The organism is Rhodococcus sp. WS3 (assembly GCF_003797085.1).
GTDB classification, from domain to species: Bacteria; Actinomycetota; Actinomycetes; order Mycobacteriales; family Mycobacteriaceae; genus Rhodococcus_F; species Rhodococcus_F globerula.
Genome location: NZ_RKMA01000005.1, coordinates 29,176 through 54,242, shown reverse-complemented (window position 1 = coordinate 54,242; position 25,067 = coordinate 29,176). Strand labels below are relative to the sequence as shown.

Here is a 25,067-nt window from a genome sequence, read left to right as displayed (position 1 = left end):
ACGGCCGATTGTCGTTTCTGGCTGCGGTATCGGATGTCGAGGTGTATCGACGTGGGGTTTCCCTGGCTCGAGTAGCAGGCCACCGCTTTCGATGCGAGGCCCCACCGAGCATCGCGGCCGATAGCGGATCATCCCAGCCTGAGATTGTGTGACGTTCAACGGTGAAGATTACGCCCTTGTGGTACGTCAGGTACGATAGGTACTTCAAGTTGGACTTGCCTTCGACTGGTAAGGAGCGCCATGAGTACCGAAATTGCCCGATCGCAGACATCTGTCGCCGGCTACGACATCGATTCCGTGGCGGTGGAGCACCTGACCGCAGCAATCCGCACCGACGGTCTCCCTCACGCATTCAGCGTCCACGTGGCGGAAATGTGGCAGGCCTACACCACCGAACTGCACCCTTCCCGCCCCGTTCCGGAGCGCGGTCGAGAGAAAGCCACGCGAGATTACGACCTCCACGCACCGGCAGGGAAAGGCACTGCCAGCGGTGACATCGTCACCGCGGTCGCACAACTTTCAGCAGCTTCCCTGACCGGCACACAGCGTCTGGCGCTCGCGCAGCTTCTCATCGCGTCGGTCTCTGTATCCGATGAGGTCTCGACGACACCACCGGAGACCTCCACAGATGACGAGGATCCATCCAGGTCAACAGCATTGGCGAATGCACGAAGGTCAATTCTCGATTCCCTCGATGTCCTCGACTCCAAGGACGTCGCCCGCATACTCGCTCCGACAAGTGAAGCGACCCGCAGCGTCGCGCAGAAACGTCGCAAGGCCGGTGAGCTGATCGGCCTGCCCATCGGGACCCGACCCAACTACAAGTACCCAGCGTTTCAGCTCGACGAGGAGCGGCACAAGATCCACGACGTGGTTCGGCACGCGAACCTGCGGCTCCATGTCGAGCGGGACCCGTACGGCGCGGCGAGTTGGTGGCTGACGAGTACGGATCTGCTCGACGGAAACAGTCCGCTCGAGGATCTCGAGGCCGGGCAGCTCACGGAGATCGCGGTCGACAACGTGCTCGACTACTCGCGTCGAGGCATGTGAGCGGGTGCGCAAGTACAACGGAGCGCCTGCACACACCGCGATCGTGCCGGCTGGGGCGGAACTGTGGCGTGTTCACCGCACCGACAGCCGCTACCCTGCAAACAGTTTCAACTCGACGGGGATCGCACCGCTGACCGATGCAGTGGCTTTCGATATCAGAAAGCACCGAGGTTTACCGCGCCAGGGTCGGTTCGATCCGGTCCATGACGACACGGTCTGTCCTGGAGGATCGGGGTTGGGCGGATACCTGTACGTCGGATTATCGGTAGGTGCCGTGGTGGCAGAGGGAATTCTGCGAGGTACCGACATCCCCAAATCCAAGTTGCTTTCCTACGCGGCGGTCGCCGACTTCTCGCTGACGAAACTGACACTTGGAGAAGATATTTCGGTGGTCTCCCTCGACACTCAGGTTGGACTGGCTGCGATCAACCAGGACGGATCGTTGGTCGGGTGCACGTGGCGGGACTACCGGGATTCGCGTGTAACCTGCACGGACATCTTGGTGGGGACTCCGGGTGCTTTGGGTGTCCGCTACCCCTGCCGACACGGCAAGGACGAACGTGCTGTCATGCTCGTCGACCGCCGTAACTCGCTGCCCGTGGACATAACGGACACCAGTGATCTCTCTGTGCCGGGATGGGGACTGGACCTGGTCCGCCGAACCCTCAGGCTTGGATTCGACCTGGATATCGACCTTCCCTGATTACTCTCCGCTGGCCCAGGTGGAACAAATGTCGCACGCGTAGTTTTCGGGAAATCGGGGACAGTTGCGTTGTTTGTCTGGGAACCTTCGACCTCTTCGACTACGGCGAGCGCGACTACGACATGCTGTTCGCGTCGAAACTCGACCTACTTCTGGAAGAAAACGAGAGCGAAAAGCAATTTTTGACGGCACTCACCCCCCGAATGGCACTGAAAGACATGGCCTTTCGGCGACATGACCGCGTCGGTGCGTGAGGTCGTGGCCACGGTCAATGTGCTTCTTGGTGCGGGGGCTGACCCGTGGGGAGTGGCCTCGTGGTGGTTGGCGCCGTCCACGCGACTGCCGCAGGGGCGAACTCCGGCTGATCTCGCGGTAGATCCGGATCCTGCCGCCCATCGGAAGCTCGAACGACTTGCCTCCGCGGTGCTAGCTGACTGATGCCGGATATAGAACCACCGGCCGGAGGCCTGTTCCGGCCGGCTCATCGCAGCACACTTGCCGCCGGCACGACGGTGTGGCGAGTCCACAGCAGCCGCCGCAGCGCGTTGGCACCCAATCCCACCGCGCAACCGGACGAGCTTTCCGGTGGCCGATTCGACTCCCTCGACGCCCCGCGTACGCCTACCTGTATATCGCTGACAGCCCGGACGGAGCGATCGCCGAAACTATCTGCCGGGATCTGCCTTTGGACCCGACCGTTGCGAGGATTGTGCCTGCCAGTGCGGTGACGGGCCGCACCTTGACCGCGTTGACGCTCACCCGCACCGTTACCGTTGCGGCGCTGCACGGCCGGCACCTGTCTGCGGTCGGTCAGGATTTGTGGTTGACCAAATGTGAAGCGCGACATTACGTCACCACGCGCAGGTGGGCACACGCGATCCATGCTGTCGACCCTGTTATCGGGGGACTCGCGTACCGCCTTCGGCACAACGAGGACACTCTCGCGTGGGTCCTGACCGCGGATCCGGCCGTCATGTCGCATCCGGCTCTTGCAGTCGATTCGTCTGTCGCTGCATTGCCTCTCGATCGTGATTGCCTCTCGATCGAGGCAGAGGCCGCGATCTGGTAGAACGCATCGTCGCCGATCACAGTGCCATTCTCTCCCCAACATGAGCGCATGACGTGGTCCCGGGGCGATATCTCTCGAAGGAGGGGTCGCCGGCAACGTGGATAGACATGCGACCATTGGCATCAAAGAATTTTGCTCATCGCGCCGCTTCGAGCTGAACGATTTCGTCACATTGATTGGAGCGGAGCGGTGGCTGAGGCTGGGGCTTCGCCGCCACGACCGCAACAGATAGGAACTCTAAGTGACCGAGCCAATCAACGAGCTGTACCCGGTCGTTGAGCCGGTGTTTGCGAGTCGGCGGCGTCAGCAGCGCGCAACGATCACCAAAGCGAACATCCTCGAGGCCGCTGCAAAAGAATTTGCTTACAACGGTTACGCCGCAACATCACTCGCCGATCTCCTGACTGCCTCGGGGACGACCAAGGGCGCCGTGTATTTCCATTTCACGTCGAAGGAGGCAATTGCCCGAGAACTCGTTGCTCACTGGTCGGCAGCGCTTACTCATGCGGCCGCAGCCGCGCGCGACTCGCAGTCGCCTTCCGTCGCCCAGATCAGTTCATTTTTCGGGGACCTCGCTGCGAGCATCGCTGTCAGTTCGCTTGCCCGTGCGGGACTTCGGCTCACCACTGAAACCGGGATCGACGCGGCGCGAGAGGTGTTTGCTCAGTGGATGGATATCACGAGCAGTCTTGTCGATGCTGTAATCGCCTCAGGGCGGCTTCCCGACAACTCTACGACGCGGCAACTGTCGTGGAATCTGTGTGCGGGGTTCATCGGGACCGTGAACATCATCCGGGTTCTCGGGGATACCGGCGATTTCACTGCTCGCATGCAGAGCCTGGTCGCTATCCACCTGGCTGCATGTACAGCCGCGAAATCAAGCTGAATGTGTTGTCGACGAAGGCGCTGTAATTCTCCGTTGAGATGGTGTGCAGCGGCAGACAGGGTTTCCGGAACAATGGGATTGCTGATGCGGGCCACGATGACGCCATCGATTGTTGGATGGCTGCTCGTGATTAGTCCGCGGATTCGGCCCTGCTGACTCTTGTGACTTCGCCTCGACCGGCGATTTCGCACGCACCGCACAGGTCGGGGGACTTCGAAAGTCCCGAGAGATGCCGGAGGCTCGGTGTTGCGGTAGTCATCTGGACATATTCATCGGGACCCGTCCGTATGCACCAGGCGCCGCGGTTATCGCAGTTGACGTACGTCGGCGAATGCCCAGTCCCACCAGCCAATGCCATTGGCGTCCATGATTTCCGTCAACGGCTCCTGCGACGAGGAAGGGTCTACGTTCCAAGGCGCTACGTCGACTACAAACGACTACACGCTGGTGCCGAGCCGCCAGAGCTTCTTCCAAGGCGCTACGTCGACTACAAACGACTACACGCTGGTGCCGAGCCGCCAGAGCTTCCTAGTCAACCACCAGCGCGTTGGGGAGCAGGCCGTCGCCCGACTACGTGTTGGAGTCGGGTTCGAATGTCATGGGCGACGAGTATCTCAGTGCTGTCCTGTGAACCGCTCCACGAACGGTTTACGGTTCAACCAACTCGGGCAGTAGCTGGTTGGCCCACCGGACTGTTCCCCCGACCCTTCCGGTGGCCACACCGCGTGCCGGGCTGGATACACAAACCCCCGGCCCGGCACGCCACCGCCAGGATTTCGGGACAGGCATAGTAAGCCGTTCGAAGAGCTCCCGCACTAACGACATTTCGGCCGGGGCTACCGGTACGTAAATGCCGAAGTCAAGATTCCACCGGTACGGTCGATCGGGCCCCGCCGCCCGGAGTTGAAAACACAGCTCCTCCGCAGGGGCGTCAGGCCCCGCCGGATCACAGTCCCCCGCTCGTCCAGCGGGGCCTGTGCACGGCCGAGCATGGGGAGCGGATTTAGGATTTGTAGGTCGGGTATGCCTGTGGGGCGGCACTGCATTCACGGGTGGGAATCAGGACCGCAGATCTGCCTACCGGCTGTCACTCGCCGGGGGTGGAAGTAGGGGAAAGTGCATCGCATCGGAAAGCGATGCGCACCCGCCGACGCTTAGTTCTCGGATCGGGCGTCGGCGGGTTCTCCGCTCGTAATAGATCCTCACATCTACTGCAGGGCGTAGCGATTCTTACCGCCACCCGTACCCGGTATCAGGCGCCGACATTCCTCGGACGCCAGCCATTCGAGCCTCCGACGGCCGGCGGGATCACTGACCTTGATCGTTGCCCTGATCACGGGATTCTTGGTGTGGAAAGCGAACACTGGCGCAACCGATCAGCGTGAGCTGCAGGCCAAGCGTGAAGAGTGGTGGCGGCGGTTTCAATACGCCGCCGAGCTCGCCTTGGACGAGAACAACGAACGCCGCGCCAACATCGGTGTTCTGATGGTGCGGAAGATGGTGACCAGCACTCTTGCTGGTCCGGATGAGTTGGCCGCTGCGGACGTCATTCTTCATGAAGTGCTCGCATTGGGTGATACTGACAGTGAAGACTCGGAGGATCAGTTATGGCGGACTTGACACCGCAAGGCGCGGCGCATGTCACTGATGCGCAGATCAATGCCGCGCGGACCAAGTTGATCATCGACAAGAAGTTGAAGAGGGCGTCGAAGCCTCAGATCAAGCGATTGGCTCAGCTCAAGACCAGTGGTGAGCGGCGCCTCATCGCTAGCTGACCTCTCAATTCAATGCTCGGCCGGCAATGTTCGGCCGTATCCTGAAAAGAACCAACGCCGCCCCGGTTCCGGGACGGCGTTGGTGTTTTCTGTAGGTCCCTACTCTGACGCAGGCACCGCCTGTCGGAGGGACACTCCGGCTGATCCAGCGCTCGATGCCGACCGGGCCACTCATCGAAAGCTTGCACGGCCTGCCCCGCGGTGCTGTCCGACAGATATGTGGCCCTCGATCCCTCTACAGCGGAGTTGTGAAAATACGTTGTCTTCTGAAACTGGCGTATGCGATTACAGGCTGTGACCTATCCAGCGTTCGTACTCCTCGGCTGGGGCCAACTTCGGAAAGAATTCGCGGCGCAGGTCGGCAATGAGTTGCAGATAGTCGGATCCGTCGGTGAGTGCAGCGGTCCGCAGTCCGTTGAACACAGCCGACAGCGGTTCTTCCATGCTTGCGTCGATCAACGCGCGACTGGCGACAAGCGCAGCCGACGCTTGCCTCTCTCCGTTGTCATCTGTCGTCGACAGTTCGATCCGGGACTCGGACTGAAAGGCCTCCCACACATGTGCACCAGCGTGATCGTCGAACGGGTACGGCAACGGATCGGCGTTGTCCAACGCATCGAGTCCGGCGCGAATCCACTCAATCTCGGCGATGCCGGCGATCGTGTACGCGCGACGAGCCGACCATGCCGCGATTCGCCGCAGTTTCGGTGCTCGACATCGGACCAGGGCATCGACGAGCATCCGGTCGTGACCTGCGAATTCCTGAGCGTAGTACTGGCCTCGGAGTGTGTCCGTAGGTGGACGTCCACCCCATCGGATTGCTTCCTCCTTGGCCCACGTCGCCATCTGCTCGTAGCCGTACTTCAGGTAGAGGGTCGCATCTCCCGCCGGATCAGGATCCCAGAAGTTCCGAACCGCGTGGGTCACGATCTCGTCCTTCCAAGCGGCATCGGTCTTGCGGAGTCTGCGCATGGCAGCGGGCTGGGTCACCTTCCACACCTGCACCAAATATGATTCCGTTGGTTCAGTCACCGTGAGATCCCAATTGAGGTCGCGGCCCTGCGCCGACACTCGGAACGTGTGCAGTCCCTTGGTGATCGACACTCGCGCGAAGTCCGGTAACAGCTCCCCATCCGTGGTGATGACCCGGACCTGTTTGCTGACTTTGATCGTCGCTTCTTCCACTACCTCCCACGAGGAGGAAGAAGGATCGAGCTCGTCAGGCTCGTGGTCCAACACCTCGACCGTCAACGAGGCAGGGCCGTACGCGATCCCGGTCATGATGGTGACAAAGTTCGGGCCTACCTCGATCACGCTGCCAGTTTCCGACGGCTCGTACGTCTCGGCGGTCTGTGATCCGACGACGAACTGATGATGGTCGACAACAGCGGTCCCGGTCTGTTTCACCCCTGGAATCTATCCCACAGTTCATGGTCCCGAATGCAGCGCAGCGCTGTGCTCCTTGGTTTCGAATATCGAGCGCCGCAGGTGCGGCGTATCTGTCCAGAAGGCGTCCCGGGAGCTTGCTATTGCAGAAATGTTGAGGTGGGTAACCACTGGGGCAGTGGCGCGTTGGGGCCCTTCGCACTTCGTTACGTGCACCCCTCAATACCAGTACCTCCGTCGCGAGTTTGCGGCGGATGGTGCGCGCGAGTGGAGGTGGTCGGGGGAGAATCCGTGAATGAACGAACAGAACGGCGAAACCAATGCCGTGACGGGTGTTGGCTCTCGGGTCAAGGTCACTGTGCCTGGTCCCGGCAGCGGCGGCGTGGCATATACCGGTGTGGTGATCGAGGACTACGCGGACATGGTCATCGATTCGGAGTCGGTGGGGCGGGATTGGGCTCCGGTTCATCGGTGGGCTATCGCGTTGGATGACGGAAGGCTGATTTTTGCCGATGACGACGATCTTGCGGCCCCCGACTGACGGATAGCTCTTAGCTCATGCGGGCGTTCTCGCCGAGAGTTGTTCCCGCAGCTGTTTCATGATGTCGGCACGAGTGTGAGCGTGAGCGACGTGTGAATCCCGCTCACGGGCTTCGCGTCGACGTGCTGCTTGTTCGGCTAGGCGGGTCCGATCGTTTTCACGGGAACGTTCGGCGGGGGAAGGTTGTGACCAGTCGATCTGTGCCAGTCGCCAGCGCAGGAACGCAGTCGGTCGTGTGAGCTGCGCGGGCCAGACCCAACCCCGGGATTGGGTGTCTGTGGTGAGTTCACGGGCGATGTCGCGACCCGTCCACCGGGTGACGTCGATGTCGGCGTTGGCCAGAACATCGCAGATCTGGCCGACGTGTTTGGTCGTTTTCAGCGCCGGGATGTGAGCGATCAGTTGGGCGGCGGTGCGTTGCAACATGATTGGTCGTGGCGTGGATTTTTGTTGGTTCGTCGGCTTGCCCGCTCGCGTGTGCGCGTGCGTTGGTGAGAACTTGAAAACAAGCGATTGAAGAACAAATCCCCCAGAGGGGGATAGGGGGCCACGGCCGCCGGTTTGTGGAGAAGTTCGCGGCGCTGTGCGGGCGCGGTACGCGGCACTGCGGAGGGCTGCGCGGGTGGCGCGGGTGGCCTTCTTCATTGGGGGTGCGAGCGCCTGGACCGCAGCGCGGGGTGAGATGAGTGCCCAGACAGAGGCTGCCCGGAACTGCCTGTGCCCATGGTGCGCTTCGGCGGCCATCGATTCGAGTTTCGTGAGGTAGCGGCCGCGTTCTTGCTCGACGGCCATGCCGAGGGCGCCCAGGACTCGTCTGGCTCGTTTGACGACAGTAACGCTGACGCCGGCGCGGTTGGCGATCCTCTCGCGTGATGCGGTGACGCCGCGCCCGGTCTTTCCTTCTGCCAGGGAGGCATGTGTGACGGCGACAGCGAATGCTGCTTCGGTGCTGATGGTGTTTTTCTTGCAGATTTCGGTGCCGGTGGGGGAGTTGAGCAGGGTTCGGACTTGGTGCTGCCATTGGGCACGGCTCGTCCAGACGGGGGTTCGTGCGCGGCGGCCAGTGGTTACTGGCAGAGCCCAGGAGTTTCCTCGCTGCCCGCTTTCGGCATTCAGCGCTTCGATGCGGGCGACGTTTTCGGTGGCCTCACGTACTGCTGTGGCCCATTCCTCGGCGTCTTCTGTCGTGGGTCCGGCAGCCCTCGTGGCGGCAGCGTCGGTATGCGACGCGCCGAAAGCGCTGTTTTTGTGAACGGTTGTGCCTGGTTCAGGGTGTGAGCTACCCTGAGACAAGACCTGCACGGTTTTGTCCCTTCGGGGATATGCAGTACCGAAGTTGAAGCTCCACACTTCTTCTTCACCAGTTACGACCGGAGCCCTGCCAGGGGCTCTCGTTTAGCTCGACGAACTTTGTTTCACAAACCCCCGCAAGGGGGTTTCGTCGTATCTGGGGTTGTACTGCGGCTATGGAGTTAGATATCGAGGTCGTTCACATGCGCGTACTCGGTGGGTGCGAAAAAGCCTTTCGGTAGATGGATATAGCCACCCCACATCACAGCACGCGGAGCCACCTTTTTCGGGGAGCCACGCGGAGCTGGATTCAGCCATCGGGGCAGCTCAAGCACCTTTCCAGGGATGATGTAGTGCACCGTCATGAGTGAGCCTCACGCAGTGAAAACAGGGCTCCGACAACGCCTGCCAACCCAAGAATCGCAGTGAGAATCAGAAATGTCATCGATCGCTCGCAGTCTCACTCGTGGGGCAATTAAGGATTCCTCGCAACACGGACGCGACAATGCGAATCTGCTCGACCGAGGCGGTCTCCGGATCGGATGCCACGAGGTCGACTGTGTCGATGATTGATGCGAACTCGTCGGCAACCGCCGAGTGGGTGGGGGCGAGAATCAGCGGGCCGTACATATCGACCAATTCGGCAAGATCCATCACAGCTACGGGTACGGTACCGCTGAGGCGATGGACTTTCAGGGTGTTGCCAATACCCAGGATTACCCACGTGCGCCCTTCACGGTCTACTGCAATCTGATGGTTCATGCGGCCTTCCGATCGTGCGATTCGATCTGGCGGTCCCACGCCGCGTAAGCGTCGCTGATGAAGATGGCTGTGATCGACTCTTGATGCCGACAAAGGACAGCTTCGATGACGCAGAGAATTGCTTCCAACCCGCCGAAGTCATTTCCCGCAAGGTGATCGCGTGCATCAATGCAGGTGTCAGTGAGCGCGGTCCAGGCCATCTTCAGGCTGTGGGTATTGGCTGTGGCAAGGCCTGCAGCGGAGAGGGTTTCGAGGGCAGACCACTGTTCGACCGTGGCGCTCTGCATCGCTGTTGCACGGCACGCCATTGCAGCCTGGTCAGCTGCGATCCGAGGGAATTCGGGAACGGCAGTCACCAGCCCCCACGTCTGGTCGGCGTAGAGGTCCGCGAACCAAGTCCACCGGTCGGCTGCTGGGTGGCAGTCGCTGGCCGGGGCTTCGACGATGCCCCGAGCGAGTGCGTCGAGTTGGGCGACAGGCGAGGGGCCCGTCATGCTGCCGCTACTTCGAATAGTGAGAGCTGTGATGCTTTGGAAGGGGTTACTGGAACAGCACTGGGTGCTGTTGTCAGGGGTGCGGGTTTCTGCTTCCTGGTCTGCCTCTTCGCGTTCTTCGTCCGGCCCCGAGCAACGGCAAACTCTTCGATCTTGTCGGCCGGAATCTCTCGGCCGGAGATGGTGAAGAGGCGGCCAGCCTGAATCTGCTCGCGAACTGTTTTCCCCGCAGCGAGCCTTTCCTCGAGTTCGGCGGTGCACTGCGTAAGTAGCGGGCATGCCGAGCACGCGGCGATCGCCCGCTTCCACGGCGCCGGTTGGTGTCCGCTGACGGTCCAACCCACGCCCTTTCCCGCGCACAAACCTTGATTTGCCCGGGGCTGGGTCACAGGTGCTTTGCCGCGGCTTTCGAGCTCTGCGGCGATGCGGCGCGATGACGGGCACTGCCGCATTTGAGCGGAGTAGACGAATCCGCAGCGCCGGCACCGTCCCTTACCGGTGTGCGTGTTCGACATCGCGCGCAGTTTCACGGTCGAGTAACGGGCGAGAGGTGACTTCGGGTTATCGGAGCGGGCATCGCCTGAGGAAAGCTCGCGTAGAGCAGTGGCGACGGGCGGACAAAGCGGAAGAGTAGGTGTGTAGGTGAAGTCACAGGCCACGCAAGACGTGCCGGCGGCGTTCGGAAGATGTTTGGCGAGAATCTCGCGAAAAGGTCCGTAGGCAACGCGGTCGCCGTCGTCGAGATTGCCACTCGTGGCTTTGGAATGGGTATCAGCTAGGCGAACGGCCCTAGTGCCATCTAACGTGTTCATTGCAGGTCCTCACATATCTGCATGGGGATTGCTGGGCGGCTAACCCACCAGTCCCGCGGCTGTCCGACTGTGGCTAAACAGTCGGCGGCTGGATGGTCCCCTGACTGTGGCTAAACAGTCAGGGGACCAGTTACATCAGTTCATTCCCTCCTCCGTTTCGTGCGTCTGGTGCACTCCAACATGACGATCACGTCTAAAACTATCTGACATTATTAAGTTATGTGCGAATGTTAATAGCGGGAGGGCATGGTGTCTAGGGAATCTGTAGGCGGTGCGATGAAAAGGGTGAGCGTGAGTCGACGTGTGCTGCGTGGCTTCGAGCCTGCGCGCCTGGTCGAACTTCGCACTGCCCATGGTCTCTCCCGCCCCGACCTCGGTCGGATCGCCGACGTGTCCTTGCAGACCATTCACAAGTGGGAATCCGGCGGCCAGTCGCCTCAGATCGACGTCCTTATGCGTGTTGTCCAAGCCCTCGGCGCTTCGGTTTCCGACCTCGTCGACATCAAACCGGAAGATCGATATCCCGGAGATTGGCGTGTACTTCAGGGGCTCACGCAACCGGAGTTGGGAGCAAGAGCCGGCATCAGTACGTCGATGGTCGGAGCGATCGAACGCGGCGACTCCCGTCTTACCGACAACTTTGCCCAGAAGCTCGCCGATGCGCTGGGCATTCCGGAGAGTGAGCTCCGTGCGAGCTATGAACGGGTTCGGAGTCGCCCGCCAGGAACGCCGGCGTAAAGACGCAAAGCCGCCCGGCGTCTCGACACAGTCCGTCCGCTGTCCCACCGTAAGCCTCTCTCGTTCAAACCCGCCCTGATGTTGGTCAGCGTATGGCGGAGAGCTTTCAATCGCAAGTTGCTAACGTTTTGCGCGATTGCGAGGATAGACCTCAGTGAGATGAGTTAATGGCTTCGTCAGAACAATGAGACACAAGACTGAAAGGTTGGGCGGATTGATGAGCACTACTTTTGCCGAACGGCTCCGGTACCTCTTCGACAATGTTCACCCGCGAAGTCGCGGTCCGTATACACAGACAGAAATCGTCGATATGCTTCGTTTCAGCGGTAGCAAGATGACCACCGGGTACATGTCTCAACTGCTCAGCGGGAAGCGCACATCACCGGGCGTGGAGGTAGTTCGAGACATCTGTCGGGTTTTCAAGGTTCCGATGGACTATTTCGGAGACGAAGAGACTTACGAAGAGGTCAAGCAACAGATTGAGTGGATTCAAGGGCTGCGCGATTCAGCAGACGGAAACATCGCCGCTCGGACCTACGATCCATTCCGCAAGTTGGCCAGCCGAGACGACGACGACTCCTAAGCGATCACGACGTAAGTAAGACCAGCTGCGATTGCCCCTGCGATTGCACCAGCAACGACCTGCCCCTTTGTATGGTCCCCAAGGTGAACCCGAGACCATCCGATCATCGGCGTAAGCGCCAGCGCCAATAGCCACCACGGCGAAACCGACAAGGCCAGGACAACTGCAATCGCTGCGGAAGCCCCAGTATGGCCACTGACTTTCCAATGCAAAGCACTTGTGATGACCGCAGCTACAGCCAGCGCCGCCAGACCCGAAGACAAGAACGCAATCATCTCGATCGGCGCACCAGCGACGACCTGAACTATCAGTGCACCCAGGGTGACAACCAGCAATGATGCGATCAACATGTGGCGTTCGTTGATCCTGGTGACGTGATGATCACTGATCTTTGCTCGCCGCATACCCACCAGAATGAAGATCATCGGAACGACGCCGCCGAATACGGCGACGAAGACTCCCCAGCCCGGTGCCCCTACAGCCATACCGATGATCATCGACGCAACGATATTGAGAATCCACGGCGCCCCGACCTCGGTAATGACGCGTGCAGCTTTGTCAGCCGCGGTGCGAGGGACTCGGGTGTCGATGTCTGTCATTGTCCTGCGACCATCTTTCTTTCGTTCTCAATTGTCATTTGATAGGCGCTGCCCAGCGCCGCTGCCCATGCAGTATCAGTCGTGTCGGTGCCGGGGAAGAAACTGTTGTACCCCAAGCCGTCAGCCACTCGGCCAGTAACGAGCCAGTCTGCGATTGCCGACGCTGCGACTGCTGGGGGAAGCTGGGCACCAGTCGGCAAATCGCTTTGCTCCACCTCGAGGCTGAGCGCATCGAGCACTTCCGCCGCCTTGTCGTTGACTTGCTCTGACGCACTGCTGCCCGGCTTGGAGCCTCGCTCTGCGCCTGGCCACCGGATTAGCAACTCCTCGCGTAGAGGAGTGAACTGCTGGAGGGCGTTCCTCGCGCGAAACCAGTTCAATGCCAGGGCGAGCGACATTCCAGCCCCGAGAAACAAAACACCAGATAGTGCCAGCAATCGAGAAATCGCGAAGGGCGTGGGCGTCGGCTCCATGAACCCGTAGCGCGCGGCGAGGAGATACCCGATCCGCAGCGCAGCGTAGGCGGTGAGGATTGCTGCGCCAGGGGTGACCAGGAGTAGTGCCCGCCCTGTGACGGTCTGACGATCTGCCTGGGTAATAGCGACGACCGTCACCATCAGCGCCACCAAGAATGGATAGGTCATCCCCAAGATCAGACCCTCGGCAAATCCTGGAAGGAATGCGTACTCGTTGTCGAAAGTGAGATTGTCGACGTTCGCCGGCCACGGGCGACTGAAGAAGAAGATGAACGCGAGTGAGCCTGTGAGGATCGACAGCGTGATGTGAGCGCGAATGAGATTTTTGCGCAGACCGACCTTGCTCGTCGTCACGTCGGTGAACCCGATCGCGGTGCCGGCGCAGATTCCGCAGACCATCAACATCTTCAGTGCAGCGGGAAAGCTCTCTCCGAAGGTGTTGCTGGCGAACGCTTCCACCGGCCGGATGTTGACAAGCATGTGGATCGACATGCAGGCAAGCCCGAGAAAGGCTCCTGCGAGAGTCAACGAACGCCGAAACCACCACCGGTGCAACCGGGTTGCTGCCACCACGGCCAATAACGCCGCAGCCAATACAGTGATCAACCGAAAGCCTCGTCGAGTCGTGACCTGAGTCCAGGGCTCCGGTTGATGCGGCTGCCCCCGTTCAGCCGGTGTAGCAGCAGGTTGCCAAACGCTTCCGCGTCGGCTTCCTCCGGAGATTTCGTGTCGTCGCAGTCGCGTTGCAGCATCAGAGCGGCGAGGTCGTGGCTCTCCGGAGGCAGGACCTCGCGTGCGAGTTCGATTGCCGGCTTCCCGACGTGCCCCAAAACGATATGGCCAAGTTCGTGGGCGATGGTCCGTTCACGCGCGTGGACCCACCGTCCGTACTTCACCTCGTCGTAGTCCGGATGTCGGATCCATTGGCCGAAAATTCGATTGGGCAGATCGGGACCCTCGTGGATCACCAGAGGGCGACCTCGGTCGCGTGCGAGTGCTTCGGCAAGACCTGTCAGCGACCTCAATTCGTCACCTTCGGCAATGCGGAACAAGCGGTCGACTGCGCGAGCCACCGTCGACGTATCTGCCACTTCACGAGCCTCCTCTCGTCAGCCCTTCTGTCGCCGACCACGTAACGGTAGTGTCCCGTTTGCGAATTTTCGTAGTCGGGGTATCACCTCTCGCTGTAGCTGAAGTTCGCCACCGATGACGCCGTACCGCGTCTCGCATGCGACGCACTAGGGTCTGCACAATGTCAATTCGCTTGCGCCCAACCCGCCGCGGTACAGCTTGTGTAGCCATTACAGCAGGAGTCTTCTTGCTGACAGCCAGTGCGCTTACGCCCACCTTTGTCGCGGATCGTCTCGTAAAGATTCCGCTGAGCATCGAGGCAGCCACTGTCTCGACCGGAACGGCTGAGTTGCTTGACGCTGCAGCTCTCGCCAAGGGAACGCTGACTGTTGACGCGAATGTACCGATCACGGTCAATCAGCTTGTCACCGTGCAGGAACCGTCGAACGCGGACGTCGTGACCTTGCAGTCTGCGATGCAGATGACACGTGATGACCGGTCCGGGCAGGCTGCGATCGTGAATGCGAGCGTCGATCTGGTGACAGTAGATCGGCGCACAGGGACCGCGGTCGACGAGCCGGTCGGCTCCATCCAGTCGTCGTCCGACAAGCCCGCGGACCCCGTGGCGCATGAGGGGCACCAGTTCAAGCTCCCCTTCGACACTCAGAAGCAGTCCTACCCCTACTTCGACACCACGTTGCGGGAGAGCCGTGACCTGGATTTCGTCGGCGAGGCGGAGCTTGAAGGCTTGCCGGTCTACCAGTTTCACCAGCAAATTGAACCGGCTCTGATCAGCGGCACGGTTTCGGTGACCCCATCTGATTTGGGGCGGGACGGGACCGCTCCGGTGACACTGAAGCGTTTCTACGGCATCACTCGCGATCTGTGGGTCGAGCCGGTTACCGGAGCTGTGGTGCAGGTTGAGCAGCATTACCGCCAGTACCTCGGCACGGATGTCAACGATCCCCAGGCCATCACCATCATCGACGTTGTACCGAATTTCGACCCACAAACACTCAGTGAGCAGGTCGCGTTCGCGAGCAAGTACAAAAATCTCATCCAGTGGGGGACGGTGTACGGTCCGGCGCTCGGAGCTGTGGCGGGACTGCTCCTTCTCGCAGGTGGTATCTACCTCGGTGTCACGTCGGGGAGACACCGTGAAACCCCACCCCTTCTGATCGAACCGAAGCGGACCGCAGAGGAAAACGCCGAACTCATGCTCTCCTGACGCCCAGGTTTGCCAACACCCGCTCCGACCAGTCGGGGCGGGCTTTTTTGTGCGTATGAACAGGGACACAAAAAGTGCCTTCTAACTGGCTAAACGACACGTCCCTAACGGGATCTAGTTACTGCGGTCCCCGAAGTTCTGCATAGGCAGCCTGAGCTTTCGGGAGGGCCGCGGTGTACTCGGAATTCGAGGTCTCACCGTTCTTGTAGAAGTGTTCCTTCTCGTTGTACCCGCGAGGATCTGCATGCTGAACAGCCAGGGCATAGGCCACCGGATCAGCAGCGTTGATCGAGATGGTCGCGGAGTTGTCCATAAATGTGTCCGTCGCGGCTCTGACCGCATCAGTGGAATCAGCTGCAATGTTGTATCGGAAGCGCCAACCGAATACGTCGCGGATATCTGTTGCCGGCGCGGCCATCGAAAGTCCCGACGTCCAACCAGTTTCAGCTTCGCTCGCGAGTAGCGCAGCGAGTGCCTGGCCCGGTGTACCGCCCCGCAGCTCCACGGCTTCGACGACCGCTGTCGCGTTGTCACGTTCAATCTTGACGCCGAGATCGCTGACGGCTTCGGCACCGAACGGAGAAACGGTCGTTGTGGATGCGCTGGTAGTAGCAGGGGAGCGAGTGGCCGGCGGTGAATCGTCGCTACTGCATGAAGACAGTCCGACAGCGAGACCGGCAGTGATCAGCGCTGCGATGACGCTTTTTCGGTACAAGGGGTCCTCCAGGATCAGTAGCGGATGTCGTCGATGAGCCAGCGGTCGCCTTCTCTGACGAGGGTGACCCAGACCGTGGTGTCAGGTTTGACCGTAGCGGTGCTGCTGTCGGCAATCGCGGTCTGCTTGATCGTGGCCACGCGTTGGATGGTCCTCTCGGTGTCCTGAGGGCAGCCTGAACATTCGACACTGACGTCCGCGATGACCTTCGCCTGTTGCTGTGCCCACTTGTCCCACTGCACGCTCGGGCCACGCTCGGTGCGAGCGTCGATGACCATACGGGCCGCGAGTTTGTCGGTCAGCCACTCTCGAGCCCGTCCGTAGGCGTCGTTCTGGGTCATATCGGTGGCCGGGTACCAGGTGAATGCCACGGTCAGACCCTGCCGGGCGATTTCCTCGGCTGCTCGAGCTTCAGTTGGGGGTTCGGTGAGCTCGATGTCAGCCGGCACTTCGGTTGCGGTGATCGCCGTCGCCGATGCGGTCGCAGATGGTGCACCGGCCGTGGTGTCCTCGACGTCTGGGCGGGAGACGAACGAGTAAGCCAGGAAGGTGACACCTGCCACCACCAGCACCACGATAACGAGCGTTCGTGCTCTCATCTGGCTCTTCTCCCTTACTCCGATCAGGCCGTTGAGCAGGATAAACGACACGTCCCCTAAGTTCCGAAGGGGTGCCTGCCCCTAAAGCGTCGACCGGGCACCGCCAGGCGATCGCATTGCTGGGAGAGGACGGTCTGTGACCATCAGGTGAGGCCGAATGAAGAACTGTCCTCGACCTCGCCTGAAAATGGCACTTGAAATGCGTAGACGACACGTCCCCTACATCACGCGGCGGGCCTTCATCCCTGACTGAAGTGGAGCTTCCTTCACGACATCGCCAGTGGTAGGCGCGTGGACCATCAGCCCATCGCCCGCGTAGATGCCCACGTGACCCGGACCATTTGCCTCCCAGCTACCGAAGACCAAGTCTCCGGCCTGGGCTTGGTCAATCGGGATCTCGACTCCGACGGTCCATTGCTGTTCGGAGGTCCGCGGGAGGGAAACTTTGCCGGCGCTGGCCGCATAGACCGCGTAGGACGTCAAACCTGAGCAATCGAAACCTCCACCTGTCGGGCCTCCTGTTCCGCCGCCGCCCCACACATACGGAGTTCCGAGGTACTCCCTCGCAGCCATCACGGCCTGCATGTTTCCGCCTGTGGAGGTGGGAACGAACCGGCCGCGGGAGTTCGGGTTGGTGAAGGTGGCGCGCGCTGCGGTGATTTTTGCGACGTAGTTCTGAGTTTCGACGTAGGGAGGGACGCCGTTGTACTGCTGAACGGCTCCAGGACCGGCGTTGTATGCCGCGAGCGTCAACTCGATCGCATCTCCGGGAATATCAGATACGTCTCGGTGGAGAGCGCACATGAACTCGGCCTGCGACATGACCGCATCGCCGATCGAGTTGGGGTCGATCTTCCCGTCACCGTCGTGGTCCTTGCCCCAGGTCGCCCACGTTCCGGGCATGAACTGAGCTGGACCCAACGCCCCGCTGGGGGATACGGGGGCATTCTTGCCGTGGCGGAAACCGTTCTCTTGCTGGAGCTGTGCCGCCAATAGAGGGGAGTCGATTTCCGGGCACACACTGCCGGCTCGTCGAAGCCACGGCTCGAACTCGGCCGGCACGATGTTGAATGCCAGCTCGCCGCCGCCGGCCATGCCGAAACCTGCGCAGTCGGCGGCAGTTGATCGCGCTGCGGCGAGTTGCACATTGCTGCTACTGCTGACGTCGACGTCCGGGCTGCCGCCGTCGCTGCTCTGGCGGGAGATGTCCGGGAGAACGGTGATTGGGTCGAGGGCGGTTCCGCCCTGCATCTTGCCGCCTTCCCAATACTCGAAGTGCAGATGAGGACCAGTCGACGAACCGGCGTTTCCGATGTTGGCGATGTGGTCACCGGCTTTGACGTGTTGGCCTGTCTTGACGAGGACACCGTCGGCGAACATGTGACCGTAGACGGTGCTTACGGGTTTTCCGCCGACGTTCGAGTCGATGACCACCCAGTTCTCAAAACCGACACCTGGACCCTCGCCCGACGATCCTGCCGCGACAACGTTGCCGTCGAGGGCGGCGAGGATCGGGGTGCCGACGGGGCCGGCCAAGTCCACACCTCGGTGCTGCGCGTTCCAACGCTCACCGAATCCCGAAGTGTATGTGGCAGTGCCGGGTTTGACTGGCATCTGGATTGGGCCGGCCACCGCCAGTTCCGCACCTCCAGCGGGCAGCTGTGTGCCGCCGTCGCTGCTCGAGCGTGAACCGCTGTCGCTGTTCGAGGTGGCGCTTCGGCAAGCATCCCGCGGAATGACCGGCGCACCAGTGGAACACGCGGAAGTGCCGATGACGATGGACGCTGCGCCGACCAACAGAAGTGCCTTCTGACGCCTGCTCGTCTTCACAGTCCACCCGGAATCGGAGTATCGAGATCCGGGATCGGAATCGGGCCCGGCACTGGTGTCGCGGTAGCGCTAGGAGTCGTAGTGGCTGCAGGTTCGTCGAGATCGAAGGTCGACGCAGGTGAGGACGTGGGCGCACTTGACGAGGACGGCTGGGGCACTGTCGTTTCGGTCTCGCTGGTCGTTGAGGTGGTCGATTTGCTCGGCGTGGTTGTGGGCGCAGGCGGAGTGATCTTTACGACCTTGGACAGATCAAGTGTCGGTAGAGGACTTCCGACCACCCATCGCTTCCCTCCGCTCGTCTCTTCGACAGTGAGCGCGATCCGCATATCTCCGGCTTGGGTTGGAACAGTCACTTCAGCAGTACGCGCGCCGTCAGGGGCGGCCGTCAGTGCGCTGATGGTCGGACCGGTGATGACCACGGGAGTCCGTGGTCGGGCTGCCAAGACGTACTCTCCGGGCTTGGTGGAGGTGTAGCGCCCGATTGCGTTGGACCACTTAATATCTGATGTGGTGGTGTCGATGAAAGCGTGCGCGTAGGCCATTGCAGTCGCCGGCGCATTCGATGCGACCCAGGCGGCGGTTTTGGCGACGACCAGGGACTCACTCACCTCGTCCAGGTCGTAGTTGATCACCTCTGCCGGCGTGACCGGTTCGACGGTGGTGTCGGCCTCCTGAGCTGTCGCACGCGGCATCGGGTCCTCTCCGAACACCGCACCTAGCGCGAATAGGAACACCACGACACCGGTCACCGTGATCGCCAGGTGGGTGCGTGAGTAGAGCACCCACCGACGAATAGGTGCGAGAACGGGATTGGTTCCGGACTGAGACATCAGATGTACCGGTCCCTTGTGGTCGTGTCGGCCGGGGCAGCAGCGGTCCAGACCCTCGCGTTCGGTGCCTCACTTGCTGGTGTGCGGCGGGGCGTGGACGCGGGGGACTGGCTCGTCGAGTGCTTGTCACGGGTGGGGGTGTAGACCTTCATCGGTGCGATCGCGGAGCGGTCCCCACCGTCCCAACGCTGTCCGACACTGGCGGACAGAAGTTCCTTGCGTTCCTGGGCTTGGCTGTTGGCCTCGTCCTGGTCGAGGAACTTCCCGGCGCGGGCGCCGGACTTGATTGCGCGCTCGGCGTCTTGACCGTCTACTCCGCCCTTGCCTCGGGCCATGTCGCGACTGGCCACGGCTGCGATTCCCGCAATACGTGCATCGCGCTCAGCCGCTGCGTCACCTGCTTGGACCAATCGAGCTGATCTGCTCTGGCCCTGCGTTTTCCGAGCGTCCGCGCGGGACTGGGTCAGTGCCTGCTGCCTGCGATTGTTGAGCGCGCGGCCCTCAGGCCTGGTCGACGTCTCGCCGTCACTCTCACTGGTTTTGCCGTGTCGACGTTCCCAGCGTTCACCGGCCTTGTCTGCGAGTTTTCCTCCAGCGGTTCCCCCCGCCGGACCGGCAACGGTAGTGGCGGCGGCAGTGAATGCCTTGCGTTTGATCGCTTGTTTTGCTCCTCGGGCCTTGCGGTTGACCATGCTCGCGTTGTTGCGGCTGAACGTCTGGCTCATGCGTTTGAACGGCCGCATGATGGCCCAGCACACGACCGTCAGCAGCACCATGAACCACAGCCGCCAGGACCCGTCGACGGTGCCGTTGGCATTGACGTACAGCTGTACCAGCGCCATCAGATAGAGGGCGACGATGACAGCGCCGGCCACTCCCCACATGTAGGCAGTGCCGAGCATCCGCAGGATGCGGGTCAGCCACCCGGGCGCCGCGACCGCGAAGGGAATCCAGACCGGTGCGAACAAGACCGCGAACCGAATCGAAAGCAGCGCTACCAATTTCAGCAGAGAAGCGCCGATCCACAACAGCGACGGCATGCCCAGCTTGAGCATGCTCATGAAGCCTGTGGACGTGCGCCCGGAGTCCTTGCCCTGGAACTGTCGGTAGGAGAGCTGATAGTCCGAGTCCAACTTTTCGACGATGGTGCGGAACTTGTCGGCCTTTTCCTCGGCGAGGGTCTCCTGCGCCTTCGGATCGTCCTTCACTTCCTGTTGCTGCTCATACGTGAACGCCAACGAATCCCGCAGGTCCGGGCCGAGTTTTGCTGTGTCCTCGGGGTCGTAGTTGGTGCCGAACCAGCCCTTACGCCAGTCCGGGAGGAAAATCTTGTCGACCAGCACGTTTCGCGGATCGGTGCTGCCTCCCGCCAGGGTGCCGCCATCTTGCCCCTCCCCGAACTGCACCGAGAAAATCTGGTCCTGCGTCTCGGTGATCAGTGAGCCGAAGGTGTCGTCGGCTACCTGAAGTGCCTTCTGCGGAGCGCCGACCATCAGTGCCCCTAAAGCCAAGCCGGCAGCGGCGACCCCGGCGATTTTGGTGATCCCGGCAGAATCTGAGTGCAGGGCCCTCCACAGGATCATTGCGCTCACGATGACCAACGCAATCCCCAACCACTGACCGTAAATACCCCGCATGCCCTCGCTGATTGAGAAGACGATGTTGTCGAAATTCGCCAGGGCAGATTCGACTCCGGCATCCGCCGCGGCCTGCCCGGTCTTGGTTTGGTCGTCGAGCCAGAACGCCGCCGCAGCCATCGACTTGCCGATAGTCAGGAATGTGTTGCCCAAGGTGGTGTCCCCAACAGCCCCTGGTGCGCGCACCAGGTCTTCGCCGCAGCCAAGGTCGTAGGTGTGCCATTTGAGCCCGGCCCACCCGTACGTTTCGTAACCGGTACCGCCAGAAGCGGAGTGTTCGGCGCTGGTTGAGTCGAAGGTGGTCTCGAGCACTGCATTCGGGAACTCCGGTGACGGGACGTCCTTGCAGTCGAATCCGCTGGCGGACGCGACGTCACCACCGAGGCCGATCAGTGAGACGGTGGCGAGCATCAGTATCACCAGAACGCGCCCCACAAACCCTGTACGCCACCCAAAATGGCGCGGTGCTGTGGATTTTCCGGAATGCGCGCTCCGGGTTCTCAGCGGGCTCATACCGCATGTCCCATTGCTGCTCGGGTGGCCCGCGAGTCCAGGGCGTCGAACACGTGCGCCAGGTGCACGAAGTGCGTCCAGTCGCTGCGAATAAGTTCGATGTCGTCGGCCATCTTCACGATGAACCGGCGTGCCTGGTCCAAGTGGTCAGTGTTGGTGTCTTCATCGAGGGTGTCCTCGCCGCCGCCGCCAAGATTGGCAAGTAGCGACTCGTAGCCTTCTCCGATGGGCAGGTTCAGCAGCTTCAGAGCACCCTCGATCGCGTGTGCGTTGCCGCCGAGATCGCCGATGATGACCTCGTAGGTCAGCGCTGATTTGTCGTCTGTGCCATCAACTCCGAGGTAATCGTCGGGAAGCTGCGAGCACACCAGCGCCCGAACCTTGTACTTACGGCTGTCACGCGCGATCCGCAGGTTCAGGGTCCGGCCGGCACCCGTCTGCTCGAGGTATTTGTTCTCGTCGAGGAACAGCACCTTGCGCTCGTAGCGCGGCAGTTCGTAGACGAGACGGTTCGCAAGCCACGCGGCCATGTGCATCAGCGGTCCGGCCATGCGCTGCTGTGGAGTCCACTGCGATGGGTCTGTGCCCTCCGGTGGCAGTTGCAGGCCGGGCATGGTCAGGACCGTGAGGCGAATGCGGTCGTTGATGATGTCGTCGATGTCGCCGGTGGTGCCGCGCTCCGGGAAGAGCACTCGGGCTTCTGCCAGATCGGACATCATCGCCAGGTCCTGGTGCAGGCTCTTCGCGCACGACCGCAGATCGACGTTGTCGTCTTCTTTTGCGATCCGTTCGATGGCGTCGAGAACTTCGCGGAGGTTGTGGTGCCGTTCGCCGCCGACGATGTTTGCCGCGCTCGCAAGCACGGTCTCGGTCCACTCGTGCTCGAGGCGGGCAGGGGTGAGCATCATCTTCAGAACAGAGACCGCCACCGAGATGCGTTCGGCGTTCGCGGCACGCATATCGGCCTCGTATTGCCCCTGCGCTGCCGCCTGGGGGTTGGGGTCGTCCTGGTAGTCGACGCTGGTCGCGTCGTACTCCGGATCATCGCGGCGCGGGTCGATGATCACCCGGTACGGGTTGAGCGAGCCGGGGCGCGAGGTGCGACCGGTCAACGCTTGCACTTCGGCGATGCCGCGCAACTCGGGCAATTGAGCGAGTTTTTTCAGCGGGCCGGACGGGTCGAGCACGACGCCGTAGGCACCGGCACGCACAGCCTGGTAGACGAGTACTCCAGCGAGGAACGTCTTGCCAGATCCGGGGAGGGCGACGATCGGCGTCAATCCGGACTTGTGCTTTTTCTCGTGCGCTGCGAACAGATCCCATACGGCCGGTCGCGGCGCGATCGACGCGGTTTGACCGACCACTACACCGGTGCGGTCACCGATCCGGTCACCGACCGCTGCCATGCCGGAGGAGAGGGCTTCGACGTTCATCCGCCGGCAGTGCGCGATATTGGCCAGGGGCTCACCAGGGATGAACTCGCGCAGAAGTTGGTACTGGCCGTGTTCTTGTTCGAGGCGGATGCGAGGGGCGTACATCTCCTGCAACATCGAGACCTTTTCCTTGGCCTCCTTCGGCGTCGAACCGACGATGAGAACCCGGTACCAGCCCTCGGTGCGCACCGACAAGCCGGAATGGTCTTCCTCGATGTCGGAGATGACCTGCCGCGCAAGCGCATGCTGCTCAGCCAGCTCCTGCGGCGGAACCTGGTCGTGCTCGATTGTGTAGTGGTCGAACTGCGCCTCGATCTTCGACGTCAACCGTCGCAAGTTCCGAACGGTTTGGCTTTTGGTCTTGAGCTTGATCCGTTCCGACCACTCCAGCGGCTCACCGGACGGATCGCCGAGCACCTGCCACGGCAGCATCTTCTCCGGGATTGGTAGGGGCGCCATACGCCCGACCGTGAGGACGATCGCGTAGCCGGTGTAGTTCCGGCCACCCACCTGACCGTGCACGGTCGTGTAGCCATCGCCGGGGGTGAGTTCAAGGTTGGTGAGGTCTTCGAGCGTCGCGACGTCGGACTCTTCCCAGCCGCCCCCACCGGAGATAACCCCTTCTGCGTCCAGCGGCAGTCCGAGAGTTGCCGAGCGCAGAAGTAGGTAGTCCATTTCGGCGGGGGTCGCGGGCTTGGCATTGACGCCTTCACCGGACAGATGCCGTTCGATCGTGGCGAGGTGATCGGCGATCGCCTTCTGCTCGCCCAGAAACGCATTGCGTGCCCATTTGCCCACAAGCTCAGCGATCTTGCCCAGTAGTGGCATGTCGATCACTGGAACAAGCCATTGGCCGAGCGTGTCGAGCCCCTGGGCCATTGCCGAGCGCTTCGGCAGTTCAATGCCCCAGTAGCGGCCCTTCTGTGTGGGGTTGCCCCACAGCATTGCGTGCTGCTGCCCGCGCAAGTAGTCCGCCCATGACAGTGCTCCGGGTACGTCTGGAATCGGTTCGGCCCACGCGTCATGCTTCTGCGCCCACTGGCGCACCGGCCACGGAGTGCGCACGAGACGGCGGTGCATCCCGCTCACGCCGGATTCGGCAAGGTTCGCCAACACCATGCCCTCGTTCTGAATGTAGCGGCGCTGCTTGCCGACTGGGCGCATGTTCCACGGACCGGGCGACTGTACGAACCATGCCGTTGATTGGCGGCACGTGCGAGTGATGTTGCCCTCCACCCCGACCAGTTCGAGACGCACGGCCTTGCGCTCCCGATCGGCACGTTTCTTTGCCGCAGTGTGCTGTCGGGTGAACTCCGCATCCGAAGGGGTGTTCTTGTTGCGTTTCTTCCCGCGTCGGCTGCCTTTTCCGTTCGGCTCCGGTTCTGCCTCAGGCGTCGGCGTAGAGGTCGGTTCAGGCGTCGCAATGCCGATCTCCGGGGCTTGCGACCATGCCAGTTCCCGGACGGGTGCCGGGGCAGAGGCAGCAGATGGCGCGGGCCGGTTGGTGGACGCGCGATTCGCAGCCATAGCGGCCGCCCACGACGGTGGTAACGCGCCCGGCGGAACGATGGCCGGCTCCGGTTCGTCGAAGTTCGGATCGAACAATGCGGCGATCTCGTTATCGGGATGCAAAGTCATCGGGGGGACTCACCTTCGATTGGCGTGACGGCGGGTGTGCGACCAGTGGCGCGCGAGATGGTGGAAAGACGGAGCGTGACCGTCTGCCCGGGCTTCGGAGGGCGCGGCGCGTTCAGGTCGTTCCACGCGGCCCGGATTACGGATCGGACCGGGCGATCGGCGTTGACGACTTTGGTCACTTTCGAGGTCAGGACGAAGACGATCCCGATCATCACGATGAGGGAGTTGAAGCCCAGCGGAATGTGTACGACACCGCGCGCGATGACGAAGACGATCACCATCAGCGCGGCTCCGAGTCCAAGCGCTGAATAGCGAATCCGGAACGGAAGTGTGAACCCGGTCGGCCCGAGGTAATGCTGATCCACCCGGTGCAGCAAATCGTCATTGTCGATCACAGTCGGCTTTCCTT

The 25,067-nt window shown here is 61.6% G+C and carries 26 protein-coding genes; 11 read left to right on the top strand and 15 right to left on the bottom strand.

Annotation, left to right across the window (positions count from 1 at the left end):
- Positions 1-240 precede the first annotated feature (240 nt).
- From EEB13_RS29815 to EEB13_RS31705, 7 genes are all read left to right on the top strand, one after another.
- On the top strand, positions 241-1,050 hold the full coding sequence (locus EEB13_RS29815) for a hypothetical protein (protein WP_045063535.1): 810 nt from the start codon (positions 241-243) through the stop codon (positions 1,048-1,050).
- 4 nt (positions 1,051-1,054) lie between these two features.
- A complete protein-coding gene (locus tag EEB13_RS32170) occupies positions 1,055-1,753 on the top strand; it encodes a hypothetical protein (RefSeq protein WP_261984682.1) in 699 nt (232 codons plus the stop codon).
- Positions 1,754-1,987: 234 nt separating this feature from the next.
- The gene (locus EEB13_RS29805; protein ID WP_187328649.1) at positions 1,988-2,191 is read left to right on the top strand and encodes a hypothetical protein; all 204 of its coding nucleotides are present in this window, start codon (positions 1,988-1,990) and stop codon (positions 2,189-2,191) included.
- Between the two features lie 76 nt (positions 2,192-2,267).
- A complete protein-coding gene (locus tag EEB13_RS29800) occupies positions 2,268-2,822 on the top strand; it encodes an RES domain-containing protein (RefSeq protein WP_162487709.1) in 555 nt (184 codons plus the stop codon).
- A 241-nt stretch (positions 2,823-3,063) separates the two neighbouring features.
- Positions 3,064-3,708, top strand: coding sequence for a TetR/AcrR family transcriptional regulator (locus EEB13_RS29795; protein WP_141486940.1), 645 nt, complete (start codon positions 3,064-3,066; stop codon positions 3,706-3,708).
- Between the two features lie 1,317 nt (positions 3,709-5,025).
- Entirely contained in the window at positions 5,026-5,328 is a 303-nt protein-coding gene (locus tag EEB13_RS29790; protein WP_052683286.1) for a hypothetical protein, read from the top strand.
- Positions 5,316-5,483, top strand: coding sequence for a hypothetical protein (locus EEB13_RS31705; protein WP_187328648.1), 168 nt, complete (start codon positions 5,316-5,318; stop codon positions 5,481-5,483). Before EEB13_RS29790 ends, EEB13_RS31705 begins: the two co-directional genes overlap by 13 nt.
- A gap of 285 nt (positions 5,484-5,768) precedes the next feature.
- On the opposite strand, the gene EEB13_RS29785 is transcribed toward EEB13_RS31705, so the two are convergent.
- The gene (locus tag EEB13_RS29785) at positions 5,769-6,890 is read right to left on the bottom strand and encodes a transposase (RefSeq protein WP_141486939.1); all 1,122 of its coding nucleotides are present in this window, start codon (positions 6,888-6,890) and stop codon (positions 5,769-5,771) included.
- Positions 6,891-7,164: 274 nt separating this feature from the next.
- Here EEB13_RS29785 and EEB13_RS29780 point away from each other — a divergent pair, with 274 nt between their 5' ends.
- Positions 7,165-7,410 carry a hypothetical protein gene (locus EEB13_RS29780; RefSeq protein ID WP_141486938.1) on the top strand — a complete coding sequence of 82 codons (246 nt, stop codon included), beginning with the start codon at positions 7,165-7,167 and terminating at the stop codon, positions 7,408-7,410.
- Positions 7,411-7,425: 15 nt separating this feature from the next.
- Here the strand turns inward: EEB13_RS29780 and EEB13_RS29775 are convergent, their stop codons facing one another.
- The 4 genes from EEB13_RS29775 to EEB13_RS29760 form a co-directional block, all read right to left on the bottom strand.
- A complete protein-coding gene (locus EEB13_RS29775; RefSeq protein ID WP_141486937.1) occupies positions 7,426-8,712 on the bottom strand; it encodes a hypothetical protein in 1,287 nt (428 codons plus the stop codon).
- Between the two features lie 429 nt (positions 8,713-9,141).
- A complete protein-coding gene (locus EEB13_RS29770) occupies positions 9,142-9,462 on the bottom strand; it encodes a hypothetical protein (protein WP_141486936.1) in 321 nt (106 codons plus the stop codon).
- Entirely contained in the window at positions 9,459-9,956 is a 498-nt protein-coding gene (locus EEB13_RS29765) for a hypothetical protein (protein WP_141486935.1), read from the bottom strand. Before EEB13_RS29765 ends, EEB13_RS29770 begins: the two co-directional genes overlap by 4 nt.
- Positions 9,953-10,471 (bottom strand): hypothetical protein, encoded by a 519-nt coding sequence (locus EEB13_RS29760; protein WP_141487013.1) that lies wholly within the window; start codon positions 10,469-10,471, stop codon positions 9,953-9,955. Before EEB13_RS29760 ends, EEB13_RS29765 begins: the two co-directional genes overlap by 4 nt.
- 588 nt (positions 10,472-11,059) lie before the next feature.
- Between EEB13_RS29760 and EEB13_RS29755 the strand changes: the two genes are divergently transcribed.
- Both EEB13_RS29755 and EEB13_RS29750 read left to right on the top strand, forming a co-directional pair.
- Positions 11,060-11,506 carry a helix-turn-helix domain-containing protein gene (locus EEB13_RS29755; protein WP_239654566.1) on the top strand — a complete coding sequence of 149 codons (447 nt, stop codon included), beginning with the start codon at positions 11,060-11,062 and terminating at the stop codon, positions 11,504-11,506.
- A 217-nt stretch (positions 11,507-11,723) separates the two neighbouring features.
- Positions 11,724-12,089 (top strand): helix-turn-helix domain-containing protein, encoded by a 366-nt coding sequence (locus EEB13_RS29750; RefSeq protein WP_045063547.1) that lies wholly within the window; start codon positions 11,724-11,726, stop codon positions 12,087-12,089.
- On the opposite strand, the gene EEB13_RS29745 is transcribed toward EEB13_RS29750, so the two are convergent.
- From EEB13_RS29745 to EEB13_RS29735, 3 genes are read right to left on the bottom strand one after another with little or no spacing between them, the layout of a single operon-like run.
- Positions 12,086-12,688 carry a phosphatase PAP2 family protein gene (locus tag EEB13_RS29745; protein ID WP_141486934.1) on the bottom strand — a complete coding sequence of 201 codons (603 nt, stop codon included), beginning with the start codon at positions 12,686-12,688 and terminating at the stop codon, positions 12,086-12,088. The genes EEB13_RS29750 and EEB13_RS29745 overlap by 4 nt on opposite strands.
- Positions 12,685-13,770 (bottom strand): hypothetical protein, encoded by a 1,086-nt coding sequence (locus tag EEB13_RS29740; RefSeq protein ID WP_141486933.1) that lies wholly within the window; start codon positions 13,768-13,770, stop codon positions 12,685-12,687. Before EEB13_RS29740 ends, EEB13_RS29745 begins: the two co-directional genes overlap by 4 nt.
- Complete coding sequence (locus tag EEB13_RS29735) at positions 13,767-14,255, bottom strand: hypothetical protein (protein WP_045063551.1); 489 nt, start codon at positions 14,253-14,255, stop codon at positions 13,767-13,769. The genes EEB13_RS29740 and EEB13_RS29735 overlap by 4 nt, the downstream gene beginning before the upstream one ends.
- 137 nt (positions 14,256-14,392) lie before the next feature.
- On the opposite strand from EEB13_RS29735, the gene EEB13_RS29730 reads away from it, so the two are divergent.
- A complete protein-coding gene (locus tag EEB13_RS29730) occupies positions 14,393-15,463 on the top strand; it encodes a DUF3068 domain-containing protein (protein WP_141486932.1) in 1,071 nt (356 codons plus the stop codon).
- Between the two features lie 118 nt (positions 15,464-15,581).
- Here the strand turns inward: EEB13_RS29730 and EEB13_RS29725 are convergent, their stop codons facing one another.
- The 7 genes from EEB13_RS29725 to EEB13_RS29695 all read right to left on the bottom strand — a co-directional run bounded on the left by EEB13_RS29725 (position 15,582) and on the right by EEB13_RS29695 (position 25,053).
- A complete protein-coding gene (locus EEB13_RS29725; protein WP_141486931.1) occupies positions 15,582-16,178 on the bottom strand; it encodes a hypothetical protein in 597 nt (198 codons plus the stop codon).
- 14 nt (positions 16,179-16,192) lie between these two features.
- Positions 16,193-16,777, bottom strand: a complete 585-nt coding sequence (locus tag EEB13_RS29720) for a hypothetical protein (protein ID WP_141486930.1) — start codon at positions 16,775-16,777, stop codon at positions 16,193-16,195.
- Positions 16,778-16,996: 219 nt separating this feature from the next.
- The gene (locus tag EEB13_RS29715) at positions 16,997-18,607 is read right to left on the bottom strand and encodes a peptidoglycan DD-metalloendopeptidase family protein (RefSeq protein WP_141486929.1); all 1,611 of its coding nucleotides are present in this window, start codon (positions 18,605-18,607) and stop codon (positions 16,997-16,999) included.
- A complete protein-coding gene (locus EEB13_RS29710) occupies positions 18,604-19,437 on the bottom strand; it encodes a hypothetical protein (RefSeq protein WP_141486928.1) in 834 nt (277 codons plus the stop codon). Before EEB13_RS29710 ends, EEB13_RS29715 begins: the two co-directional genes overlap by 4 nt.
- Entirely contained in the window at positions 19,437-21,587 is a 2,151-nt protein-coding gene (locus EEB13_RS29705; RefSeq protein ID WP_141486927.1) for a hypothetical protein, read from the bottom strand. Before EEB13_RS29705 ends, EEB13_RS29710 begins: the two co-directional genes overlap by 1 nt.
- Positions 21,584-24,658, bottom strand: coding sequence for an ATP-binding protein (locus tag EEB13_RS29700; RefSeq protein ID WP_141486926.1), 3,075 nt, complete (start codon positions 24,656-24,658; stop codon positions 21,584-21,586). The genes EEB13_RS29705 and EEB13_RS29700 overlap by 4 nt, the downstream gene beginning before the upstream one ends.
- A complete protein-coding gene (locus EEB13_RS29695) occupies positions 24,655-25,053 on the bottom strand; it encodes a hypothetical protein (RefSeq protein WP_141486925.1) in 399 nt (132 codons plus the stop codon). The genes EEB13_RS29700 and EEB13_RS29695 overlap by 4 nt, the downstream gene beginning before the upstream one ends.
- Positions 25,054-25,067 lie beyond the last annotated feature (14 nt).

Excerpts from the sequence above, each read along its gene's own strand:
- EEB13_RS29730 (WP_141486932.1), top strand. The coding sequence starts at position 14,393 with ATGCGACGCACTAGGGTCTGCACAATGTCAATTCGCTTGCGCCCAACC.
- EEB13_RS29745 (WP_141486934.1), bottom strand. The coding sequence starts at position 12,688 with ATGACAGACATCGACACCCGAGTCCCTCGCACCGCGGCTGACAAAGCT.
- EEB13_RS29815 (WP_045063535.1), top strand. The coding sequence starts at position 241 with ATGAGTACCGAAATTGCCCGATCGCAGACATCTGTCGCCGGCTACGAC.
- EEB13_RS29770 (WP_141486936.1), bottom strand. The coding sequence starts at position 9,462 with ATGAACCATCAGATTGCAGTAGACCGTGAAGGGCGCACGTGGGTAATC.
- EEB13_RS29700 (WP_141486926.1), bottom strand. The coding sequence starts at position 24,658 with ATGACTTTGCATCCCGATAACGAGATCGCCGCATTGTTCGATCCGAAC.
- EEB13_RS29765 (WP_141486935.1), bottom strand. The coding sequence starts at position 9,956 with ATGACGGGCCCCTCGCCTGTCGCCCAACTCGACGCACTCGCTCGGGGC.
- EEB13_RS29710 (WP_141486928.1), bottom strand. The coding sequence starts at position 19,437 with ATGTCTCAGTCCGGAACCAATCCCGTTCTCGCACCTATTCGTCGGTGG.
- EEB13_RS29805 (WP_187328649.1), top strand. The coding sequence starts at position 1,988 with ATGACCGCGTCGGTGCGTGAGGTCGTGGCCACGGTCAATGTGCTTCTT.
- EEB13_RS29705 (WP_141486927.1), bottom strand. The coding sequence starts at position 21,587 with ATGAGCCCGCTGAGAACCCGGAGCGCGCATTCCGGAAAATCCACAGCA.
- EEB13_RS29750 (WP_045063547.1), top strand. The coding sequence starts at position 11,724 with ATGAGCACTACTTTTGCCGAACGGCTCCGGTACCTCTTCGACAATGTT.
- EEB13_RS29780 (WP_141486938.1), top strand. The coding sequence starts at position 7,165 with ATGAACGAACAGAACGGCGAAACCAATGCCGTGACGGGTGTTGGCTCT.
- EEB13_RS29720 (WP_141486930.1), bottom strand. The coding sequence starts at position 16,777 with ATGAGAGCACGAACGCTCGTTATCGTGGTGCTGGTGGTGGCAGGTGTC.
- EEB13_RS29760 (WP_141487013.1), bottom strand. The coding sequence starts at position 10,471 with ATGTCGAACACGCACACCGGTAAGGGACGGTGCCGGCGCTGCGGATTC.
- EEB13_RS31705 (WP_187328648.1), top strand. The coding sequence starts at position 5,316 with ATGGCGGACTTGACACCGCAAGGCGCGGCGCATGTCACTGATGCGCAG.